Source organism: Streptomyces malaysiensis subsp. samsunensis (assembly GCF_024519315.1).
GTDB lineage: Bacteria > Actinomycetota > Actinomycetes > Streptomycetales > Streptomycetaceae > Streptomyces > Streptomyces malaysiensis.
Map to the genome: position 1 here is coordinate 18,130 of NZ_JANIIC010000047.1, position 16,548 is coordinate 34,677.

Genomic DNA, 16,548 nt, shown 5'->3' on the forward strand with positions numbered 1-16,548 from the left:
TGGAGCGGTACGGCATCGGACCGCTGACCGCCGCAATAGTTGAATCACTGAACGGGTTCGCTCCGGGGGCGCGCCTGCCCCGATCGATGTGACGCAAACCCAACGGTGATCCGCTTCACATTATCCGCGCACTGGTTGTCAGTGGGGTAGTGCATAGTCGAGATCGTGACGCGACGCCTGATGCTCCTCGACACCGCCTCTCTGTACTTCCGCGCCTATTTCGGGGTGCCGGATTCGGTCCGGGCCCCCGACGGCACTCCGGTGAACGCCGTGCGCGGCCTGCTCGACTTCATCGCCCGGCTCGTCCAGGACCACCGTCCGGACGACCTGGTGGCCTGCATGGACTTCGACTGGCGCCCGGCCTGGCGGGTCGAGCTGATCCCCACCTACAAGGCCCACCGGGTGGCCGAGGAGGCCCCGGAGGGGGCCGGGGTGGACCAGGAGGAGGTGCCGGACACCCTCTCCCCGCAGGTCCCGGTGATCGACGAGGTGCTCGACGCGATCGGCATCGCCCGGGTGGGCGCCGCGCACTATGAGGCCGACGATGTGATCGGCACGCTCACGGGCCGGGCGACCGGCCCGGTCGACATCGTCACCGGCGACCGCGATCTGTTCCAGCTGGTGGACGACGAGCGCGGGGTGCGGGTGCTCTACCCCGTCAAGGGCGTGGGCACCCTCCAGCTGGTCGACGAGTCCTATGTACGCGAGAAGTACGGAGTGAGCGGCCGGGGGTACGCGGAGCTGGCGCTGCTGCGCGGCGACCCCAGCGACGGGCTGCCGGGGGTGCCAGGCGTCGGCGAGAAGACCGCCGCCAAGCTGCTGGCCGCCCATGGCGACCTGGCCGGGATCATGGCCGCCGTGGACGACCCCGCCGCCAAGCTGACCCCCACCCAGCGCAAGCGGCTGGCCGAGGCGCGGCCGTATGTCGAGGTCGCCCCGAAGGTGGTCCAGGTCGCCTCGGATGTGGCGCTGCCCGCCTTCGACCCGGCGCTGCCGCGGTCGCCGCGCGATCCTGGGGGTGTGGAAGCCCTGGCCGAGCGCTGGGGATTGGGCGGATCTTTGCGCAGACTGCTGTCCACTCTTGAGGGGTGAGCTGTTAGGTTAGGTAAACCTAACTCTTGTTGATCAGGGAGGTCGCCATGGCGGACCGTCCGGCCCGTAAGACGCGCACGCCGTATCGCGCCCAGGTGCTGCGCACCGATCGGCTCACCCCGCATATGGTGCGGGTGGTCCTGGGCGGCGACGGCCTCGCGGATTTCCACGCGGGCGAGTGCACCGACCACTACGTCAAGATCCTCTTCCCCGCCGGGGGCGCCACCTACCCCGAGCCGTTCGACCTGGAGCGGATTCGCGCCGACTTCCCGCGCGAGCAGTGGCCGGTCACCCGGACGTACACGGTGCGGGCGTGGGATCCGGCGGCCCGCGAGCTGACGGTGGACTTCGTCACCCATGGTGACGAGGGGCTGGCCGGGCCGTGGGCCACCCGGGTCCAGCCGGGCGAGGAGATCCACTTCATGGGGCCGGGCGGCGCGTACGCCCCCAGCCCCGAGGCCGGCTGGCATCTGCTCGCGGGCGACGAGAGCGCGCTGCCCGCGATCGCCGCCGCGCTGGAGCGGCTCACCGACAGCCGGGCGGGCGGCGCGGCCGAGGTGCCGGTGCGGGTGTTCATCGAGGTGGCGGGCGAGGCGGACGAGGTCAAGCTCACCGCGCCCGAGGGGGCCGAGGTGAGCTGGCTGCACCGGGGCACCGCGCCGGTCGGCGAGGCGCTGGTGGCGGCCGTGCGGGGGCTGGAGTTCCCGCCCGGACAGCTGCACGCCTTCGTGCACGGCGAGGCGGGCTTCGTGAAGGAGATCCGCCGCCATCTGCGCCTCGAGCGCCAGATCCCGCGCGAATGGCTGTCCATCTCCGGCTACTGGCGGCGCGGCCATGACGAGGACGGCTGGCAGGCGTCGAAGCGGGAGTGGAACCAGCAGGTCGAGGCGGAGCAGGAGGGGGCCGGGCCCCAGGAGGCCGCGGCGTAGGGAAACGCCGTACGTACGACCGTCAGGCCCCGGCCGGGAGCATCCGGCCGGGGCCGATTGCGTGCTCCGGCCTCAGCGGGCACGGCAGAGTACCGGCGTCGATCCGGCGGCGGAGAGCGCACTCCGGCTCACAGGAGTCCGTACCGAAGACTTGACATATCGTCACACAAGCTCCGCACGCACCTTTTTCACACCTTCCGCACCTACAGCTCTTTTGGTTCACTCGAATCTAACGAGGTCCCGGCGCCACGGTGATCCTGGCGCCCGTCCCGTTCCGTTCCGCACAAGGCTCGCCCTCCCGCTATCGGCTGAGAGGCACCGAGCCCCCTCCCGTGGCACCGCTCCGGTCATTCGGCCTCCGCTGAAGACCAGGGCGGCCCGGGCCCTGAAGGTCCTTCTCCTCCATTCAGCGACATCGCCCCTTCCGCTCAGCGCCGACGAAGCCGGTACGGCCGACCGGCACGCCCCTGCGCCCAGCGCTGCAAACACAAGGAGAAACTCATGGCTCCAGTCATCACCCCTCCGTTGGTGCCCGCCCAAGGCAAGATCGGCGACACCGTCACCGTCAACGGCTCGGGGTTCACCACCGCCGCCACGGTGAACTTCGGCCCGGTCCTCGCCTCTACGACATTCGTCTCCAGCACCCAGCTCACGTTCGTGGTGCCGAGCGGCGCTCCCTGCTCCGGCACGGTCCAGGTCAGCGTCACCCAGGTCGGCGTCAAGAGCAACCCGGTGTCGTTCGTCGTCCTCCCCGCGCCAACCGTCACCTCGGTGACCCCGACATGTCTGTCCGCCACCACCGGTGGCAGCGTGACGGTCACGGGCAGCGGTTTCGCGTCCGGGGGCACCATCAACCTGCCCACCACACCGACGCCGACGGCGCTCACGATCACCCCGCCTGTCAACAACAACGCAGTCTCGGGCACCATCCCCGGAGGGAGCGACCCAGGAATCTACCAGGTCACGGTCGCCACCCCTGGTGGCACGGGCACGCCGAACGTCGCATTTGTCACGTTGCAGGCCGACCCTGCCCTCACCAGCGTGGTCCCGCCAACAGGCGACCTCCCCGGCGATCCGGTCACGATCTACGGCAGCGACCTGAACAACCTGGTCTCGGTCACCTACACGGTCGGTGCCACCACTCTGACGGACACCACTGCCACGGCCTTCGGCACCTACGTGCTCAGTACCGTGCCCACTGGGCTGCCCGCGGGTGCGGGAACCATCACCGTCACCACCTGCGGCGGCTCCGACACCATCGCCTTCAACTGACGGCTCTCGCCAGGTGACCGACGGAGGCCCCCGCCGCCGACCGCGACACATGGCGCGGTCGGCGGCGGCTCTCCTCGTCCGCTGCCCCTGGCCGACCACTGCCGGCCAGGGGGCCGGTCGTCCCTGCGGCACAAGTAGGAGATGAAACGTTCGTGGTCCCCGTCATGACCAGCGTCAGTCCTGCCTCAGGCAATCCTGCCGACAGCGCCTCCGCCACGGTCATCGTCTCCCGGACCAGCGCCAAGGACCCACGGTGAGGACCGCCCCCGCGCCCTGGCCGACCCCGCCGGTCGGCCAGGGCGCGGCCGTCCTCCCGGCACACCAAGGAGAACAATCGTCATGGCTCCCGTCGTCACCAGCGTCAGTCCCGCCCAAGGCAATCCGGCCGGAGGCACCTCCGTCACGATCAACGGTTCCGGCCTGACCGGCGCCACCGTGGTCAGATTCGGTTCCAGTTTCGCCACCAACGTGGTCGTCGTGAGCGACACCCAGATCACGGCCACGACGCCCCCGGGAAGCGGCACGGCCAAGGTCACGGTCACCACGCCCGGCGGCACCAGCACCCAGAACGTTCTCTTCACCTACACCACCGCCCCGGCCCCCACCATCACCAGTCTGTTTCCTTCCACCGGTCCGGCCGCGGGCGGGAACTCGGTCATCATCCACGGAACGAATCTCTCCGGCGCCGTGCAGGTGCTCTTCGGCACCACCCCCGGCACGATCCTCACCTCCACACCCACCCAAATCGCCGCCACCGCCCCACCAGGCACCGGAACAGTCAACGTCACCGTCACCACACCCAACGGCACCAGCAACGCCCTGCCATACGCCTACACCGCAGTACCAGCCCCCACCCTCACCAACCTCAACCCCACCAACGGCCCCACCGCAGGCGGCAACACCATCACCATCACCGGCACCAACCTCACCGGCACCACCCAACTCCTCTTCGGCACCAACCCCGCCACCACCTTCACCGTCAACTCCCCCACCCAAATCACCGCCACCGCCCCAGCAGGGCCGGCCTCCGCGGTGAACGTGACCGTGACCACCCCGGGCGGCAGCAGCAACCCACTCCCCTACATCTACGTCGCCGCCCCGACTGTGGCCTCGGTGAGTCCGCAGTTCGGGCCGGCGACGGGAGGGACCACGGTCACCATCGCCGGTAGTAACCTGGCCTTGGCGACGCAGGTCCACTTCGGCCCCAACCTCGCCACCGGCCTGACCGTGGTCTCCGACGCCCAACTGACGGTGACCGCCCCGGCCGGAACCGGGACGGTCGTGGTCACCGTGACCACACCGGGCGGCACCAGCACCGTGGGCCTGGGGACCCCGTACTACACCTACCTCGGCGCCCCGATGCTCAACACCCTCATCCCGAATAACGGCACGGCGGCAGGCGGCGACTCCGTCACTATCGGCGGCTCCAACCTCATCTACACCGACTCCGTGACCTTCGGAGGAACCCCGGCCTCCTTCACCGTGTTCTCGGACACCATCGTCGTCGCGACGGCCCCGGCCCACGCGGCCGGAACCGTCGGCGTTCAGCTGCACACCCCCGCGGGCAACAGCAACACCCTCCCGTTCACCTACGACCCGGCCTGAGCCCGGCGCGGCGGGCGACGGGCTCAGCCGACCGAGGAGTACGCCACCACCCCGCGCAGCAGCCCGTCGACCGCGCGGCGGGCGCTGCGCGCCACCGTGCCCTCCGGGGCCGCCGCGGCGATCTGGCCGAGCACATCGATCAGCTGCTTGTTCCAGCGCACGAAGTCACCGGCGGGCATGTCGATTTCCCGCAGCACCTCGTCGAGCCCGTGGCCGGACGCCCAGCGGTAGGCGGCCCAGGCGAAGCCGAGGTCCGGCTCGCGCTGGCCGACGCCCTCCGCCTGGTTGATCTTGTGCTCCTCCTCCAGGGCGTCCAGCCGCCCCCATATGCGGACCATCTCGCCGAGCGCGTCCTTGGCGCGGCCCGTGGGCAGCTTGGGCGGCAGCGCGTCATCGGCCGTCCGCGCCTCGTAGACGAGCGCCGAGGCGCAGCCCGCAAGCTCGGCGGGGCCCAGCCCCTCCCAGATGCCCTCGCGCAGGCATTCGCTGGCCAGCAGGTCCAGCTCGCCGTAGAGCCGGGCCAGCCGCCTGCCCTCGTCCGTGACCTGGTCGGCGCGCAGATAGCCGAGCTCGCTCAGCAGGGAGCAGATCCGGTCGAAGGTGCGCGCGATGGTGTTCGTACGGCCCTCGATGCGCCGCTCCAGCTGCCGGGTGTCACGCAGCAGCCGGTGGTAGCGCTCGCCCCAGCGGGCGTGGTCCTCGCGGTCGGAGCAGCCGTGGCAGGGGTGGGCACGGATGGCCGCGCGCAGCCGGGAGATCTCGGTGTCGTCGGCGGCGGGCGAGCGCTCCTTGCGGTGGCGCCGCGCATCGTGGTGGCCGGCCTTGGTGCGCAGCGCGGAGGCCAGATCGCGGCGGGACTGGGGGCTGCGCGGATTGAACGACTTGGGGATCCGCATCCGGTCCAGCGGCTCGACCGGAATCGGGAAGTCGATCGACGCCAGCCGCTTGACCTGCCGCTCGGCGGTGAGCACCAGGGGCCGCGGCCCGTCGTGGTACTCCATGCCGCGGTGGCCGCCGACCCGCCCGGCGGGCAGCCCGGGGTCCAGCACCAGCGCGAGGCCGGCGAACTTGCCGGTGGGCACATGGATGACATCGCCGGGGCGCAGCTTCTCCAGGGCCACCGCGGCGGCCGCGCGCCGCTGGGCCACGCCCTGCCGGGCCAGCTCGGTCTCGCGGTCCTTGAGCTCGCGGCGCAGCCGTGCGTACTCGTCGAAGTCGCCGAGGTGGCAGGTCATGGAGGCGCGGTAGCCCTCGAGCCCCTCCTCGTTGCGCTGCACCTGACGGGAGATCCCGACGACCGCCTTGTCGGCCTGGAACTGCGCGAAGGAGGTCTCCAGCAGCTCGCGCGAGCGGTGCCGCCCGAACTGGGAGACCAGGTTGACCGCCATGTTGTACGACGGCTTGAAGGAGGAGCGCAGCGGATACGTCCGGGTGCCGGCCAGCCCGGCGAGCGCCACGGGGTCCATGGTGCGCTGCCACAGCACCACCGCATGGCCCTCGACGTCGATACCGCGCCGCCCGGCCCGGCCGGTCAACTGGGTGTACTCACCGGGGGTGATGTCGACGTGCTGCTCGCCGTTCCACTTGACGAGCTTCTCCAACACCACCGAGCGGGCGGGCATGTTGATGCCGAGGGCCAGGGTCTCGGTGGCGAACACCGCCTTGACCAGGCCGCGGACGAAGAGCTCCTCGACGACTTCCTTGAAGGTGGGGAGCATTCCGGCGTGATGGGCCGCGATGCCCCGCTCCAGGCCCTCCAGCCATTCGAAGTACCCCAGCACATGGAGGTCTTCGTCGGGGATCCCGGCGGTGCGCTCCTCGACGATGGCCCGCACCTGGGAGCGCGCCGCGTCGTCGTTGAGCCGCAGCCCCGCGTGGAGACACTGCTGGACGGCGGCCTCGCAGCCGGCCCGGCTGAAGATGAAGGTGATGGCCGGGAGCAGCCCCTCGGCGTCCAGCCGGTCGATCACCTCGGGCCGGCCGGGGGTCCAGATCCGGGTGCGCTGACGGCGCTCGCGCTCCCGGTCGGCCTCGCGCATATTACGGCCGCGGCGCTTGTCGCGGCCGAAGCTGGGGCGGCTGTTCTCCATCCGGGCGAGCCGGACCAGATCGGGGTTGACCTCACGGCGTCCGGCCTGGTCACCGTCGCGGCCGCTCTTCTCCTCGAACAGGTCGTACATCCGCCGCCCGGCCAGGACGTGCTGCCACAGCGGCACGGGGCGGTGCTCGGAGACGATGACCTCGGTGTCGCCACGGACGGTGTCCAGCCAGTCGCCGAACTCCTCGGCATTGGAGACGGTCGCGGAGAGTGACACCAGTGTCACCGACTCGGGGAGGTGGATGATGACCTCCTCCCAGACGGCGCCGCGGAACCGGTCGGAGAGGTAGTGGACCTCGTCCATCACCACATAGCCGAGGCCCAGCAGCGACCGGGAGCCGGCATAGAGCATGTTCCGCAGCACCTCGGTGGTCATCACGACCACCGGGGCCTCGGAATTGACGCTGTTGTCCCCGGTGAGCAGGCCGACCTGGTCGGCGCCGTAGCGCTTCACCAGGTCGGTGTACTTCTGGTTCGACAGCGCCTTGATGGGCGTGGTGTAGAAGCACTTGCGGCCCTGGGTCAGCGCCAGGTGGACGGCGAACTCGCCCACGATGGTCTTGCCCGAACCGGTGGGAGCGGCGACCAGCACGCCCTTGCCGCCCTCCAGTGCCTGGCACGCCTCGATCTGGAAGGGGTCCAGATCGAAGTCGTACAACTCGCGGAAGGGGGCCAACGCGGTGGCCTGCTCGGCGGCCCGGACGCGGGACGCCGCATAGCGCTCGGCGGGAGATAGCTCGTCGGTCATCGTATCTACGAGCCTACCGGCCACCTCCGACAGCGCACGCGATCTTTATCGGGGCTTTGTTCGGCCCGCCGGACCGGCCGCCGGACCGGGCCGAACGGTGGGCGGGCACGGTCCGGCCGGGTACGGGCCGCGTACGGCCGCTCGCCGCGGGGCGCCGCCGCGTACCGCGGGCGCCGGTCGGCTACGGCCGCGGGCGGCTATGTGACGTCGTCGTAGCCGTTGCGCCGGGTGGTGCCGGAGTCGTCCCCGTCGGTGAGCTCCGGCGCGGCGCTGGGCGCGGCGACGGCCTCGGGCGTCAGATCCAGCTGGGACGCCTCGTCGTCGCTCAGGCCGAAGTCCGGGTCGGCGGCGCGGCGGCGCGCCTTGCGCCGGTCATTGATCAGGGCGACGCCGACGGCGCCGAAGTAGAGCACGACGACCGGTCCGGCCAGGGCGAACATGCCGATCGGGTCGGTGCTGGGGGTGGCGATGGCGCCGAAGACCGTGATGCCCATGATCATGGCGCGCCACCAGCCGAGCATCCGGCGTCCGCTGATGACGCCCGTGAAGTTCAGCAGGATCAGCAGCAGCGGAAGCTCGAAGGCGAGCCCGAAGACGACGACCATCCGGGCCAGCAGATCGAGGAAGTCGTCCAGCGGGAGGAGGTTGTTGGCCCCTTCGGGGGTGAAGCCGATGAGGACCTTGGCGCTGGTCGGCAGGATCATGTACGCGAAGTACGCGCCGCCGACGAACAGCGGTACGCCGAGCCCGACGAAGAACAGGCCGTACTTCTTCTCGTTGCGGTGCAGCCCGGGCGCGAGGAAGGCCCACAGCTGGTACAGCCAGACCGGGGTGGCCACCACCAAACCGGTCGTGAAGGAGACCTTCAGCATGATCGTGAACGGCGACAGCAGACCGTTCACGGTGAAGTAGGCGCAGTCGTGGCCCTTGCTCCCGCTACCCGAGAGATCGGAGAGCGATACCCCACCACAGCCGACGGCGTCCAGCACCGGCTGCATCAGGAACTTGGCGATGTCCATATAGAAGAACATCGCGACGACCGTGACCACGCAGATCGCCAGGACCGATTTGAGCAACCGGTTGCGCAGCTCACGCAGGTGCTCGGCAAGGGGCATCCGCCCCTCGGGGTCCTTCTCCTTCTTGCGGGCAGACTTGAGCAACCCACGTCCTCATCTCGTGCGTCCGGTGGCGGCCCTTCGTGCCGCCTTCAAGTGGCCCTGATTCAGCGCTTGGTGGTGTCGCTCGGCTCCGACACCGGGCGCGAGCTGGTCACGTCTCCGGGCGCGGCCTGGATCGTGCGGTGCGTGGCGTCGTCCTGGCCGGGGGTGGGCGGGTCCGCGGGCGTCGCGCTCTGCTGACCCTCCGCCTTCATCGCCTTCGCCTCGCTCTTGAGGATCCGGGCCGACTTGCCCAGCGAGCGAGCCATGTCCGGCAGCTTCTTGGCACCGAACAGCAGCAGCACGACGACAAGGATGAGGAGAATCTCGGGAACGCCGATCTTTCCGAACAGCATAAGCGTCTACCTTCTCACCGAGGCGGCTGGGGGTGGGTCGGCCCGACCGGTCGGACAGGTGTCCGGCAGCCGTGCTGTCAGCGATCGTAGCGCGCAGGGGTAAACCGGAAGCAATCCCCATGCGGACTTCGGGTTGCGGCCCTCCGCCTCGAAGCCAGGGCCACGAAATGTCAGCGTACCCCGCTTGGCCGTAGCACAGCAGGGCGCCCGTCAGCGGTCACTCCCGTCCCCCGGGCGCGGGGCGGCCCCTGGTCCCGACGCGGGGCGGCCCTTACTCCCGACGCGGAGCGACCCCTATTCGCGGCACAGAGCGACCCCTCATTCCCGACGCAAAGCGACCCCTCACTCGCGACGCAAAGCGTCGACGTGGTTGCCCAGCGGAGCCGACGCCCGCTCCAGGTCCTCCGCGGCCCGGGTGATCCGCCGCGAGCTGTCCGACACCTGCCGGGCCAGCCCGCGGACCTCCGCGTAGACCCGCGCCGCGAGCACGGCGAGAACGGCGATTCCGCAGAAGGCGAGGGCGAGGGCGAGCATCGGCCAGAGCATGCGGCAGAGCCTAGACGGTGGAGTGCAGCCGGAGCGTACGCACCCCGCCACCGGTGAGCAGCTCCACGATCCGCTCCCCCGCCGGTTTGCGCACCACGCTGCCGCAGTCGGGGCAGGTGAAGGAGTAGAAGGTGGTGCGGTCGCTGGCGCCGATCGCCAGCCGCAGCGCGCCCGCGGCCAGCTCGAACCGGCCCCGGCACTCCGGACAGGCGGCCTTGAAGACCACCGATGCGGCACTCCCCCGTGCGGTCACTGTGTGCGTCCCTTCACTCACCGTACGCCGCGAGCGCCTGCCGCGCCGCGTCCCGAGCACTGTCCGCGAGCCCCTGTGGCGAGACGATCCTGCCGTCTCTGCCCAGCCGCAGCGCGAGGCGCCGCAGCGAGCCGGGGTCGGGCGCGCGCAGCGTGATCCGGAGGCCGCCGTCGGGCAGCTCATCCGCGCTGTCGTGCGGGTAGTACTCGGCGACCCAGCGCCCGCCGGGGCCGACCTCGACGACCACCTCGGGGTCCTCGGCTCCGGTCTGCACCAGCGCGGTGGACAGCTCGGAGAGGTCGCGCAGCTCGATCGGCGGCGGATCGGACGCCTCGTCCAGCAGCTTGATCTCGACGACCCGGTCGAGCCGGAAGGTCCGCCGCGCCTCGGAGAGGCGGCACCACGCCTCCATGTAGGTGCGGCCCACGGTGAAGAGCCGGATCGGGTCGACCTCGCGCTCGGTGATCTCGTCGCGCGCGGGTGAGTAGTAGCGCAGCCACAGCCTGCGGCGCTCGGAGATGGCGCGGTCGACTTCGGCGAAGACACCGCCCTCCGACTCGAAGATCACCGAGAGCCGGGAGCTGGCGCCGGCCGCCTCACCCGCCGCGGCCTCCAGCTTGGCGGTGGCCCGCAGCAGCGCCTCCCGGTCGCCCTCGCGCAGCCCGGGGAGGGTGGCGACGGCGCGGGCGGCGACCAGCAGCGCGGTGGCCTCGTCGGCCGCCAGCCGCAGCGGTTCGGCTGTGCTGGTGCCGGAGGCGTTCGGGTTGTGCCACCAGATCCGCTCCCCGTCGGTGTCGATGTCCAGCAGATCGCCGCCGCGGAAGCTGGTGCCGCACAGCGGCAGCACATCGAGGTCGGCGATCAGCTCGTCCTCGGTGATGCCGAAGGCCCGGGCGACATCGGTGACGCGGGCGCCGGGGCGCTCGCGCAAATATGTCACCAGGGAGAGCATCCGCCGGGTCTGGTCAATGGCGTTTCCGGCCATGATGAAGTCGGTCCGTCCCCTCAGCCCTTGGCGACCGCGCGCAGCCGGTCCACGACATCCGCCCGCAGCTCGTCGGGCGCCAGTACGACCACATCCGGGCCGAACTCCACGAGCCAGGCGTCCAGCCCGTGCCCGTAGGGAATCTCCAGCTCGTCCCAGCCCTCACCGGCCGCCCGGGCGGACAGCGCCTTCGCCCGCAGCGGATAGCCGTGGCCCGAGCGCAGCCTGATCCGGGCGGTGCCGGTGGCGGTCTCGCCCGCCCAGGTCTCCACGGTCCCCCGGACGGTGACGTGGTCGGGCACCTCGGCGGTGAACGCGTCGGACCGCAGCCGGACCCGGCCGGTGATCCGGGAGAGCCGGAAGACCCGCTCGGCGGCGCGCTCCCGGTCCCATCCGGCGAGATACCAGTGGCCGCGCCAGGACTCCAGGGTCCAGGGCTCGACCTGCCGCTGCTCGGGGCGTGCGGCGTTCGCCTTGCGGTAGTCGAAGAGGACGGGGCGGCGGTCGCGGCAGGCGAGCATCAGCGGTTCGAAGGCGCTCTCATGGACCGGGATACGCGGCTCCAGAGCGCTGTGCCCGGGCGTGTCGTACGGATCGTCGGCGAGCGGCATCCCGGCGGCGCGCAGCTTCTGGAGCGCGCCGCTCGCGGCGCCCGCGAGCCGGGCCTGCTGCCAGACCTTGGCGGCAAGGCCGAGAGCGGCGGCCTCCTCGGCGTCGAGGGTGATCGGCGGGAGGCGGTTGCTGTCCCGGCGGGCGAGATAGCCGATCTCGCCGTCGATGCCCTCCACCGTTTCGATGATCAGGCCGAGTTCACGCAGGTCGTCCTTGTCGCGTTCGAACATACGGTTGAACGCTTCGTCATTGGCCGTATCGGTCTGGAGATACGCCTCTATGGAGCCCCGCAACTCCCGTTTGGTCAGCGGACGCCGCGTTCCCAGCAGGCACAGGGCCAGGTTCATCAGCCGCTCGGCCTTGGCAATCGCCATCGACGCCCTTTCTTCGTGACCTTACGCACGTGACCGTACCGCTACCGGGACGCGCGGCAAAAGCCGAGGGCCGCCGCCTGTCGGCAAAAGCCGAGGGCCCCTGCCCACCGGCAGGAGCCCTCGGCCCGACGCGCGCGGTCCCGGACGGAGACCAGCTGTCTCAGACGGAGATCAGGTCGCAGACGAAGATCAGCGTTTCGCCCGGCTTGATCCGGCCGCCACCGGCGCCCCGGTCGCCGTAGCCGAGGTGCGGCGGGATGATGAGCTGCCGGCGGCCGCCGACCTTCATCCCCTGGAGGCCCTGGTCCCAGCCGGAGATGACCTGGCCCACCCCGAGCTGGATCCGCAGCGGGGTGCCGCGGTTGTAGCTCGCGTCGAACTCCTCACCTGTGCTGAAGGAGACGCCCACATAGTGCACGGCGATGTTGTCGCCGGCCTTGGCCTCGGGCCCGTCGCCCTCCCAGATGTCCTTGATCTCCAGCGCGGCCGGCGGCTCGCCGCCCGGGAAGTCGACCTCGGGCTTCTCGATGCTCACGAAATTGCTCCTTGTGACGTTGTGGGCAACCCGCACAGGTTACAGAACCGCCAGGATGTCCACGGAGAACACCAGCGTGGAGTTGGCCGGGATCCCCTTCTGGGCGGCCTTGCCGTAGCCCAGGTCCGGGGGCACGACGATCAGCACCCGGCTGCCCACCTTCTTGCCGGTCAGCCCCTGCGACCAGCCCTTGACCACCTGCTGGAGCGAGAACTGGGCGAGCTCGCCGCGCTTGTAGGTGGAGTCGAACTCCTTGCCGCCGTCCCACAGCACACCCTTGTACTGGACGAGCAGGGCGTCGGTCTTCTTGACCTCCTTGCCGTCACCCTCGATGACGTACTCGGAGACCAGCTTCTTGGGCGCGGACTTCTTGGGGACGGTGATGGAGGGCGCCTTGCCGTCGGTGTTGGTGGACACCTTGGGCAGGTCTGCGTCGGACTGCTCCACCTTGCGGCCCTTGGCCGAGCTCTTGGCGTCGAAGGCGCCCACCAGGTCGATCACGAAGACCAGCGTGTCGGTGCCCTTGATACCGGCCTGCGGCTGGCCCTGCTTGCCGTACGCGTACGCGGGCGGGACGGCCAGCTCCAGCCGGCTGCCGAGGTTGCGGCCCAGCAGTCCCTGGTCCCAGCCCGGGAGGACCTGGCCCTTGCCGATCGGGAAGGCCGCGGTCTTCTTCTTGTCGAAGGTGTTGTCGATGACCTTCCCGGTGTCCCAGATCTGCGCCAGGTAGTTGATCTGGATCCAGTCGCCCTTGGCCGTCTTCCTGCCATCGCCCTGGCTGATCGTCTTGACCGCGAGATCCTGTGACGGCTTCCCCGTGCCCTTGGCGATCTTCGGCTTCTCGCCGAACTTCTTACCCGCGGTAATGGCCGGCACCGGTCCGGAGACGATCTTGCCGGTGGGGGCCGGTGAGGGACTCTGGTTCGTCGGCTCCTGGGACGGCTTGGTCTTGTCGGACCCTGATTCTTCGTCACCGCAGCCCGCGAGGGTCAGCAGGCCCGCGGGCACGGCAAGGAGTACGGAGCGTCGACGCACGGAGTCCTCGTTAGGTAGATCTTGCGATGGCCAATGCGGGCCACTCTACGACGTGACTCGGGCCCCGTCCGGAGAACGCACGGGGCCCGAGGGGAAGGTAAGCCGTACGCCGGTCACATACCGGCGATGAGCTTCTCCACCCGGTCGTCTACCGAACGGAACGGGTCCTTGCACAGCACGGTGCGCTGTGCCTGGTCATTGAGCTTCAGATGCACCCAGTCGACGGTGAAATCGCGGCGCTGCTCCTGGGCCCGGCGGATGAAGTCGCCGCGCAGCCGGGCACGGGTGGTCTGCGGTGGTACCGACTTGCCCTCGAAGATCTTCAAGTCGTTGCAGACCCGGGCCGCCTGGCCGCGCTTCTCCAGCAGGTAGTAGAGCCCGCGGCGGCGGTGGATGTCGTGGTAGGCGAGGTCTATCTGGGCGATGCGCGGATGCGACATCGTGATGTTGTTCTTGGCCCGGTACCGCTCGATGAGCTTGTACTTCATCACCCAGTCGATTTCGGTGCCGATCCGGTCGAGCTCCTCGGTGCGGATCGCGTCCAGGGTGCGGCCCCACAGCTCGAGGACGCGCTCGACCATGCCGGTGCGGATGCCCCGGCGCTCGCAGAAGTCGACGGCCTTCTCGTAGTACTCCTGCTGCACCTCCAGGGCGGACGCCTCGCGCCCGCTGGCGAGCCGCACCTTGCGCTGCCCGGTGATGTCATGGCTGACCTCGCGGATGGCCCGGATGGGGTTCTCCAGGGTCAGGTCGCGCATCACCGTGCCCGCCTCGATCATGCGGAGCACCAGGTCGGTGGCGCCGACCTTGAGCAGCATGGTGGTCTCGGACATGTTGGAGTCGCCCACGATGACATGCAGCCGGCGGTAGCGCTCGGCGTCGGCGTGCGGTTCGTCGCGGGTGTTGATGATCGGCCGGGAGCGGGTCGTCGCGGAGCTGACGCCCTCCCAGATGTGCTCGGCGCGCTGGCTGACGCAGTAGACGGCACCGCGCGGGGTCTGGAGGACCTTGCCCGCGCCGCACAGCAGCTGCCGCGTCACCAGGAACGGAATGAGGATGTCGGCGAGCCGGGAGAACTCCCCGTGCCGTGCCACCAGATAGTTCTCGTGGCAGCCGTAGGAGTTGCCCGCGGAGTCGGTGTTGTTCTTGAAGAGATAGACGTCGCCCGCGATTCCCTCCTCGTGCAGGCGGCGTTCCGCGTCCACGAGCAGACCCTCGAGAATGCGCTCGCCTGCTTTGTCGTGGGTGACCAGCTCTGTCACGTTGTCGCACTCGGGGGTTGCGTATTCCGGGTGCGAGCCCACATCGAGATAGAGGCGGGCACCGTTGCGCAGGAAGACATTGCTGCTGCGGCCCCAGGAGACGACACGGCGGAAGAGGTACCGCGCCACTTCGTCAGGAGACAACCGGCGCTGTCCCCTGAATGTGCACGTGACGCCGTACTCGTTCTCCAGCCCGAAAATGCGGCGGTCCATGCCTGAACATTACGCCTGATGGCGTGCTCTGAAACCGGGTTCGGCGGCATGGTTGCGATCATTTTCCGCGCCGGGTTCACCCGGTGTTCGGTACGCGGTCGGCCGGACGACGGGGCGTGGCCCCTCCAGGAGGAACCGCTGGGCGGCCAGCAGCACCGCCAGCGCGGCCACTCCACCGGCCGCGGGCACCGCGAATCCGGGGGCCACTCCGCCGAGCTGGACGGCGGGCCCCGCCACGGCGGTCCCGGCCGCGTTGCCCACCACGAAGGTGGTCACCAGCCAGGAGAACGCCTCGGTGACCGTGCCGGAGGGCGCGTGTCGGTCCACCACGACGAAGGCGCAGGCCAGCGCCGGGGCCAGGAACACGCCCGCCACCCCGGCCAGGACGGTCATCGTGACGACGCCCGGCACCAGCATGAGCGGCAGATAGCCCAGCGCCAGCGCGGCCACGAGCAGCCGCAGCCGCCGTTCGGGTGCCCCGGGCCAGGTGCGGCCGCCGTAGACGATGCCGCCGGCCAGCGCGCCCACGCCGAGGGCGGAGAGCAGCGCGCTGGAGACCGCGCCGCCGCCGTGCTCGTCGGCGTAGGCCACCGCGGCCACCGCGATCGCGCCGAGGGCGAGCCCGATGAAGAAGAACGAGCCGAGCAGCACCAGCAGCCCGGGTGAGCGCAGCGCGCCCAGCCAGTGCGCCTCGCGCGGTGCGGAGCGCCACTGCCGCGAGGGCCGCGACACCACGACGGAGAGCGCGCCGGCGACCCCGATGACGTTGATGACCAGCAGCGCGGCCGCCTCGGACCACAGGGCCACGGCGAGGGTGACCAGCAGCGGGCCTAGGGCGAACATCACCTCCTGGGCCACGGCGTCCAGCGCGTACGCCGCGTGCACCTGGTCCTCGCGCCGCAGCACCGAGGGCCACAGCGCCCGCAGCCCGCCCTCCAGCGGCGGGGTGAACAGGCCGGCGATCAGCATCGCCGCGTACGCCACGGGCAGCGGTTCCAGCCCGACGACGGCGAACAGCACCATCCCGAGCGCGGAGGCCACGGCGGCGGGCAGCATCACCCGGGGCTGGCCGAGGCGGTCCACGGCCCGGCCCAGCAGCGGCTGACCCACCGCGTTGGCCGCGCCGTAGACGGCCGACAGTCCCCCGGCGAGGGCGTAGCTGCCGCCCTCGGCACGGGCGAAGAGCAGCACGGCGAGGGCGGCGGTGGCGTTCGGAAGCCGTCCCAGCAGTGTGCCGATGAGCAGCCGTGCCGCGTGCGGGGTGCGCAGCAGTTCCCCGTAGCCAGCCGCCATTGCCTGCCCCTTCCTGCGAAATCCTGGTGGGTTGTCGCGAGTGCCTCGCGGGTCATGTGTGACGTTGTACGTATAACTGCCAGCGTCATACGTACCATGGCCGCCACCGCGGGTCCACTCGCGGGCCGAAATGAGCAGCCGGCGGCGAGACACCCGGCGGCGGAGGGAGCGGAGGCGATGGTG

Annotated in this window: 15 protein-coding genes; 4 read left to right on the forward strand and 11 right to left on the reverse strand. The window is 70.4% G+C overall.

What is annotated here, in order from left to right; translation table 11 throughout:
- Positions 1-180: 180 nt before the first annotated feature.
- From NQU54_RS32630 to NQU54_RS32645, 4 genes are all read left to right on the forward strand, one after another.
- On the forward strand, positions 181-1,092 hold the full coding sequence (locus tag NQU54_RS32630; RefSeq protein ID WP_079257010.1) for a 5'-3' exonuclease: 912 nt from the start codon (positions 181-183) through the stop codon (positions 1,090-1,092).
- Positions 1,093-1,139: 47 nt separating this feature from the next.
- On the forward strand, positions 1,140-2,021 hold the full coding sequence (locus NQU54_RS32635) for a siderophore-interacting protein (protein WP_257634169.1): 882 nt from the start codon (positions 1,140-1,142) through the stop codon (positions 2,019-2,021).
- A 501-nt stretch (positions 2,022-2,522) separates the two neighbouring features.
- Positions 2,523-3,293: an IPT/TIG domain-containing protein gene (locus tag NQU54_RS32640; RefSeq protein WP_257634170.1), complete on the forward strand. Its 771-nt coding sequence runs from the start codon at positions 2,523-2,525 to the stop codon at positions 3,291-3,293.
- Between the two features lie 339 nt (positions 3,294-3,632).
- Positions 3,633-4,898, forward strand: coding sequence for an IPT/TIG domain-containing protein (locus NQU54_RS32645; protein ID WP_257634171.1), 1,266 nt, complete (start codon positions 3,633-3,635; stop codon positions 4,896-4,898).
- Positions 4,899-4,921: 23 nt separating this feature from the next.
- Here NQU54_RS32645 and NQU54_RS32650 read toward each other — a convergent pair whose 3' ends face one another.
- The 11 genes from NQU54_RS32650 to NQU54_RS32700 form a co-directional block, all read right to left on the reverse strand.
- Positions 4,922-7,744: a DEAD/DEAH box helicase gene (locus NQU54_RS32650; protein ID WP_257634172.1), complete on the reverse strand. Its 2,823-nt coding sequence runs from the start codon at positions 7,742-7,744 to the stop codon at positions 4,922-4,924.
- Between the two features lie 197 nt (positions 7,745-7,941).
- Positions 7,942-8,904: a twin-arginine translocase subunit TatC gene (tatC, locus tag NQU54_RS32655; RefSeq protein ID WP_257634173.1), complete on the reverse strand. Its 963-nt coding sequence runs from the start codon at positions 8,902-8,904 to the stop codon at positions 7,942-7,944.
- A 62-nt stretch (positions 8,905-8,966) separates the two neighbouring features.
- On the reverse strand, positions 8,967-9,254 hold the full coding sequence (gene tatA / locus NQU54_RS32660; RefSeq protein ID WP_167504226.1) for a Sec-independent protein translocase subunit TatA: 288 nt from the start codon (positions 9,252-9,254) through the stop codon (positions 8,967-8,969).
- Between the two features lie 345 nt (positions 9,255-9,599).
- Positions 9,600-9,803 carry a hypothetical protein gene (locus tag NQU54_RS32665; RefSeq protein WP_069869045.1) on the reverse strand — a complete coding sequence of 68 codons (204 nt, stop codon included), beginning with the start codon at positions 9,801-9,803 and terminating at the stop codon, positions 9,600-9,602.
- Positions 9,804-9,813: 10 nt separating this feature from the next.
- Entirely contained in the window at positions 9,814-10,056 is a 243-nt protein-coding gene (locus NQU54_RS32670; RefSeq protein ID WP_087684183.1) for a hypothetical protein, read from the reverse strand.
- A gap of 13 nt (positions 10,057-10,069) precedes the next feature.
- Complete coding sequence (locus tag NQU54_RS32675) at positions 10,070-11,041, reverse strand: helix-turn-helix transcriptional regulator (protein ID WP_167500880.1); 972 nt, start codon at positions 11,039-11,041, stop codon at positions 10,070-10,072.
- A gap of 20 nt (positions 11,042-11,061) precedes the next feature.
- The gene (locus NQU54_RS32680; protein WP_167500881.1) at positions 11,062-12,027 is read right to left on the reverse strand and encodes a helix-turn-helix transcriptional regulator; all 966 of its coding nucleotides are present in this window, start codon (positions 12,025-12,027) and stop codon (positions 11,062-11,064) included.
- Positions 12,028-12,187: 160 nt separating this feature from the next.
- The gene (locus NQU54_RS32685; RefSeq protein ID WP_257634174.1) at positions 12,188-12,562 is read right to left on the reverse strand and encodes an FKBP-type peptidyl-prolyl cis-trans isomerase; all 375 of its coding nucleotides are present in this window, start codon (positions 12,560-12,562) and stop codon (positions 12,188-12,190) included.
- 39 nt (positions 12,563-12,601) lie between these two features.
- On the reverse strand, positions 12,602-13,597 hold the full coding sequence (locus tag NQU54_RS32690; protein ID WP_257634175.1) for an FKBP-type peptidyl-prolyl cis-trans isomerase: 996 nt from the start codon (positions 13,595-13,597) through the stop codon (positions 12,602-12,604).
- Positions 13,598-13,710: 113 nt separating this feature from the next.
- Complete coding sequence (gene pafA, locus NQU54_RS32695) at positions 13,711-15,072, reverse strand: Pup--protein ligase (protein WP_014059506.1); 1,362 nt, start codon at positions 15,070-15,072, stop codon at positions 13,711-13,713.
- 9 nt (positions 15,073-15,081) lie between these two features.
- Positions 15,082-16,365 (reverse strand): MFS transporter, encoded by a 1,284-nt coding sequence (locus NQU54_RS32700; RefSeq protein WP_257634176.1) that lies wholly within the window; start codon positions 16,363-16,365, stop codon positions 15,082-15,084.
- Positions 16,366-16,548: the final 183 nt, after the last annotated feature.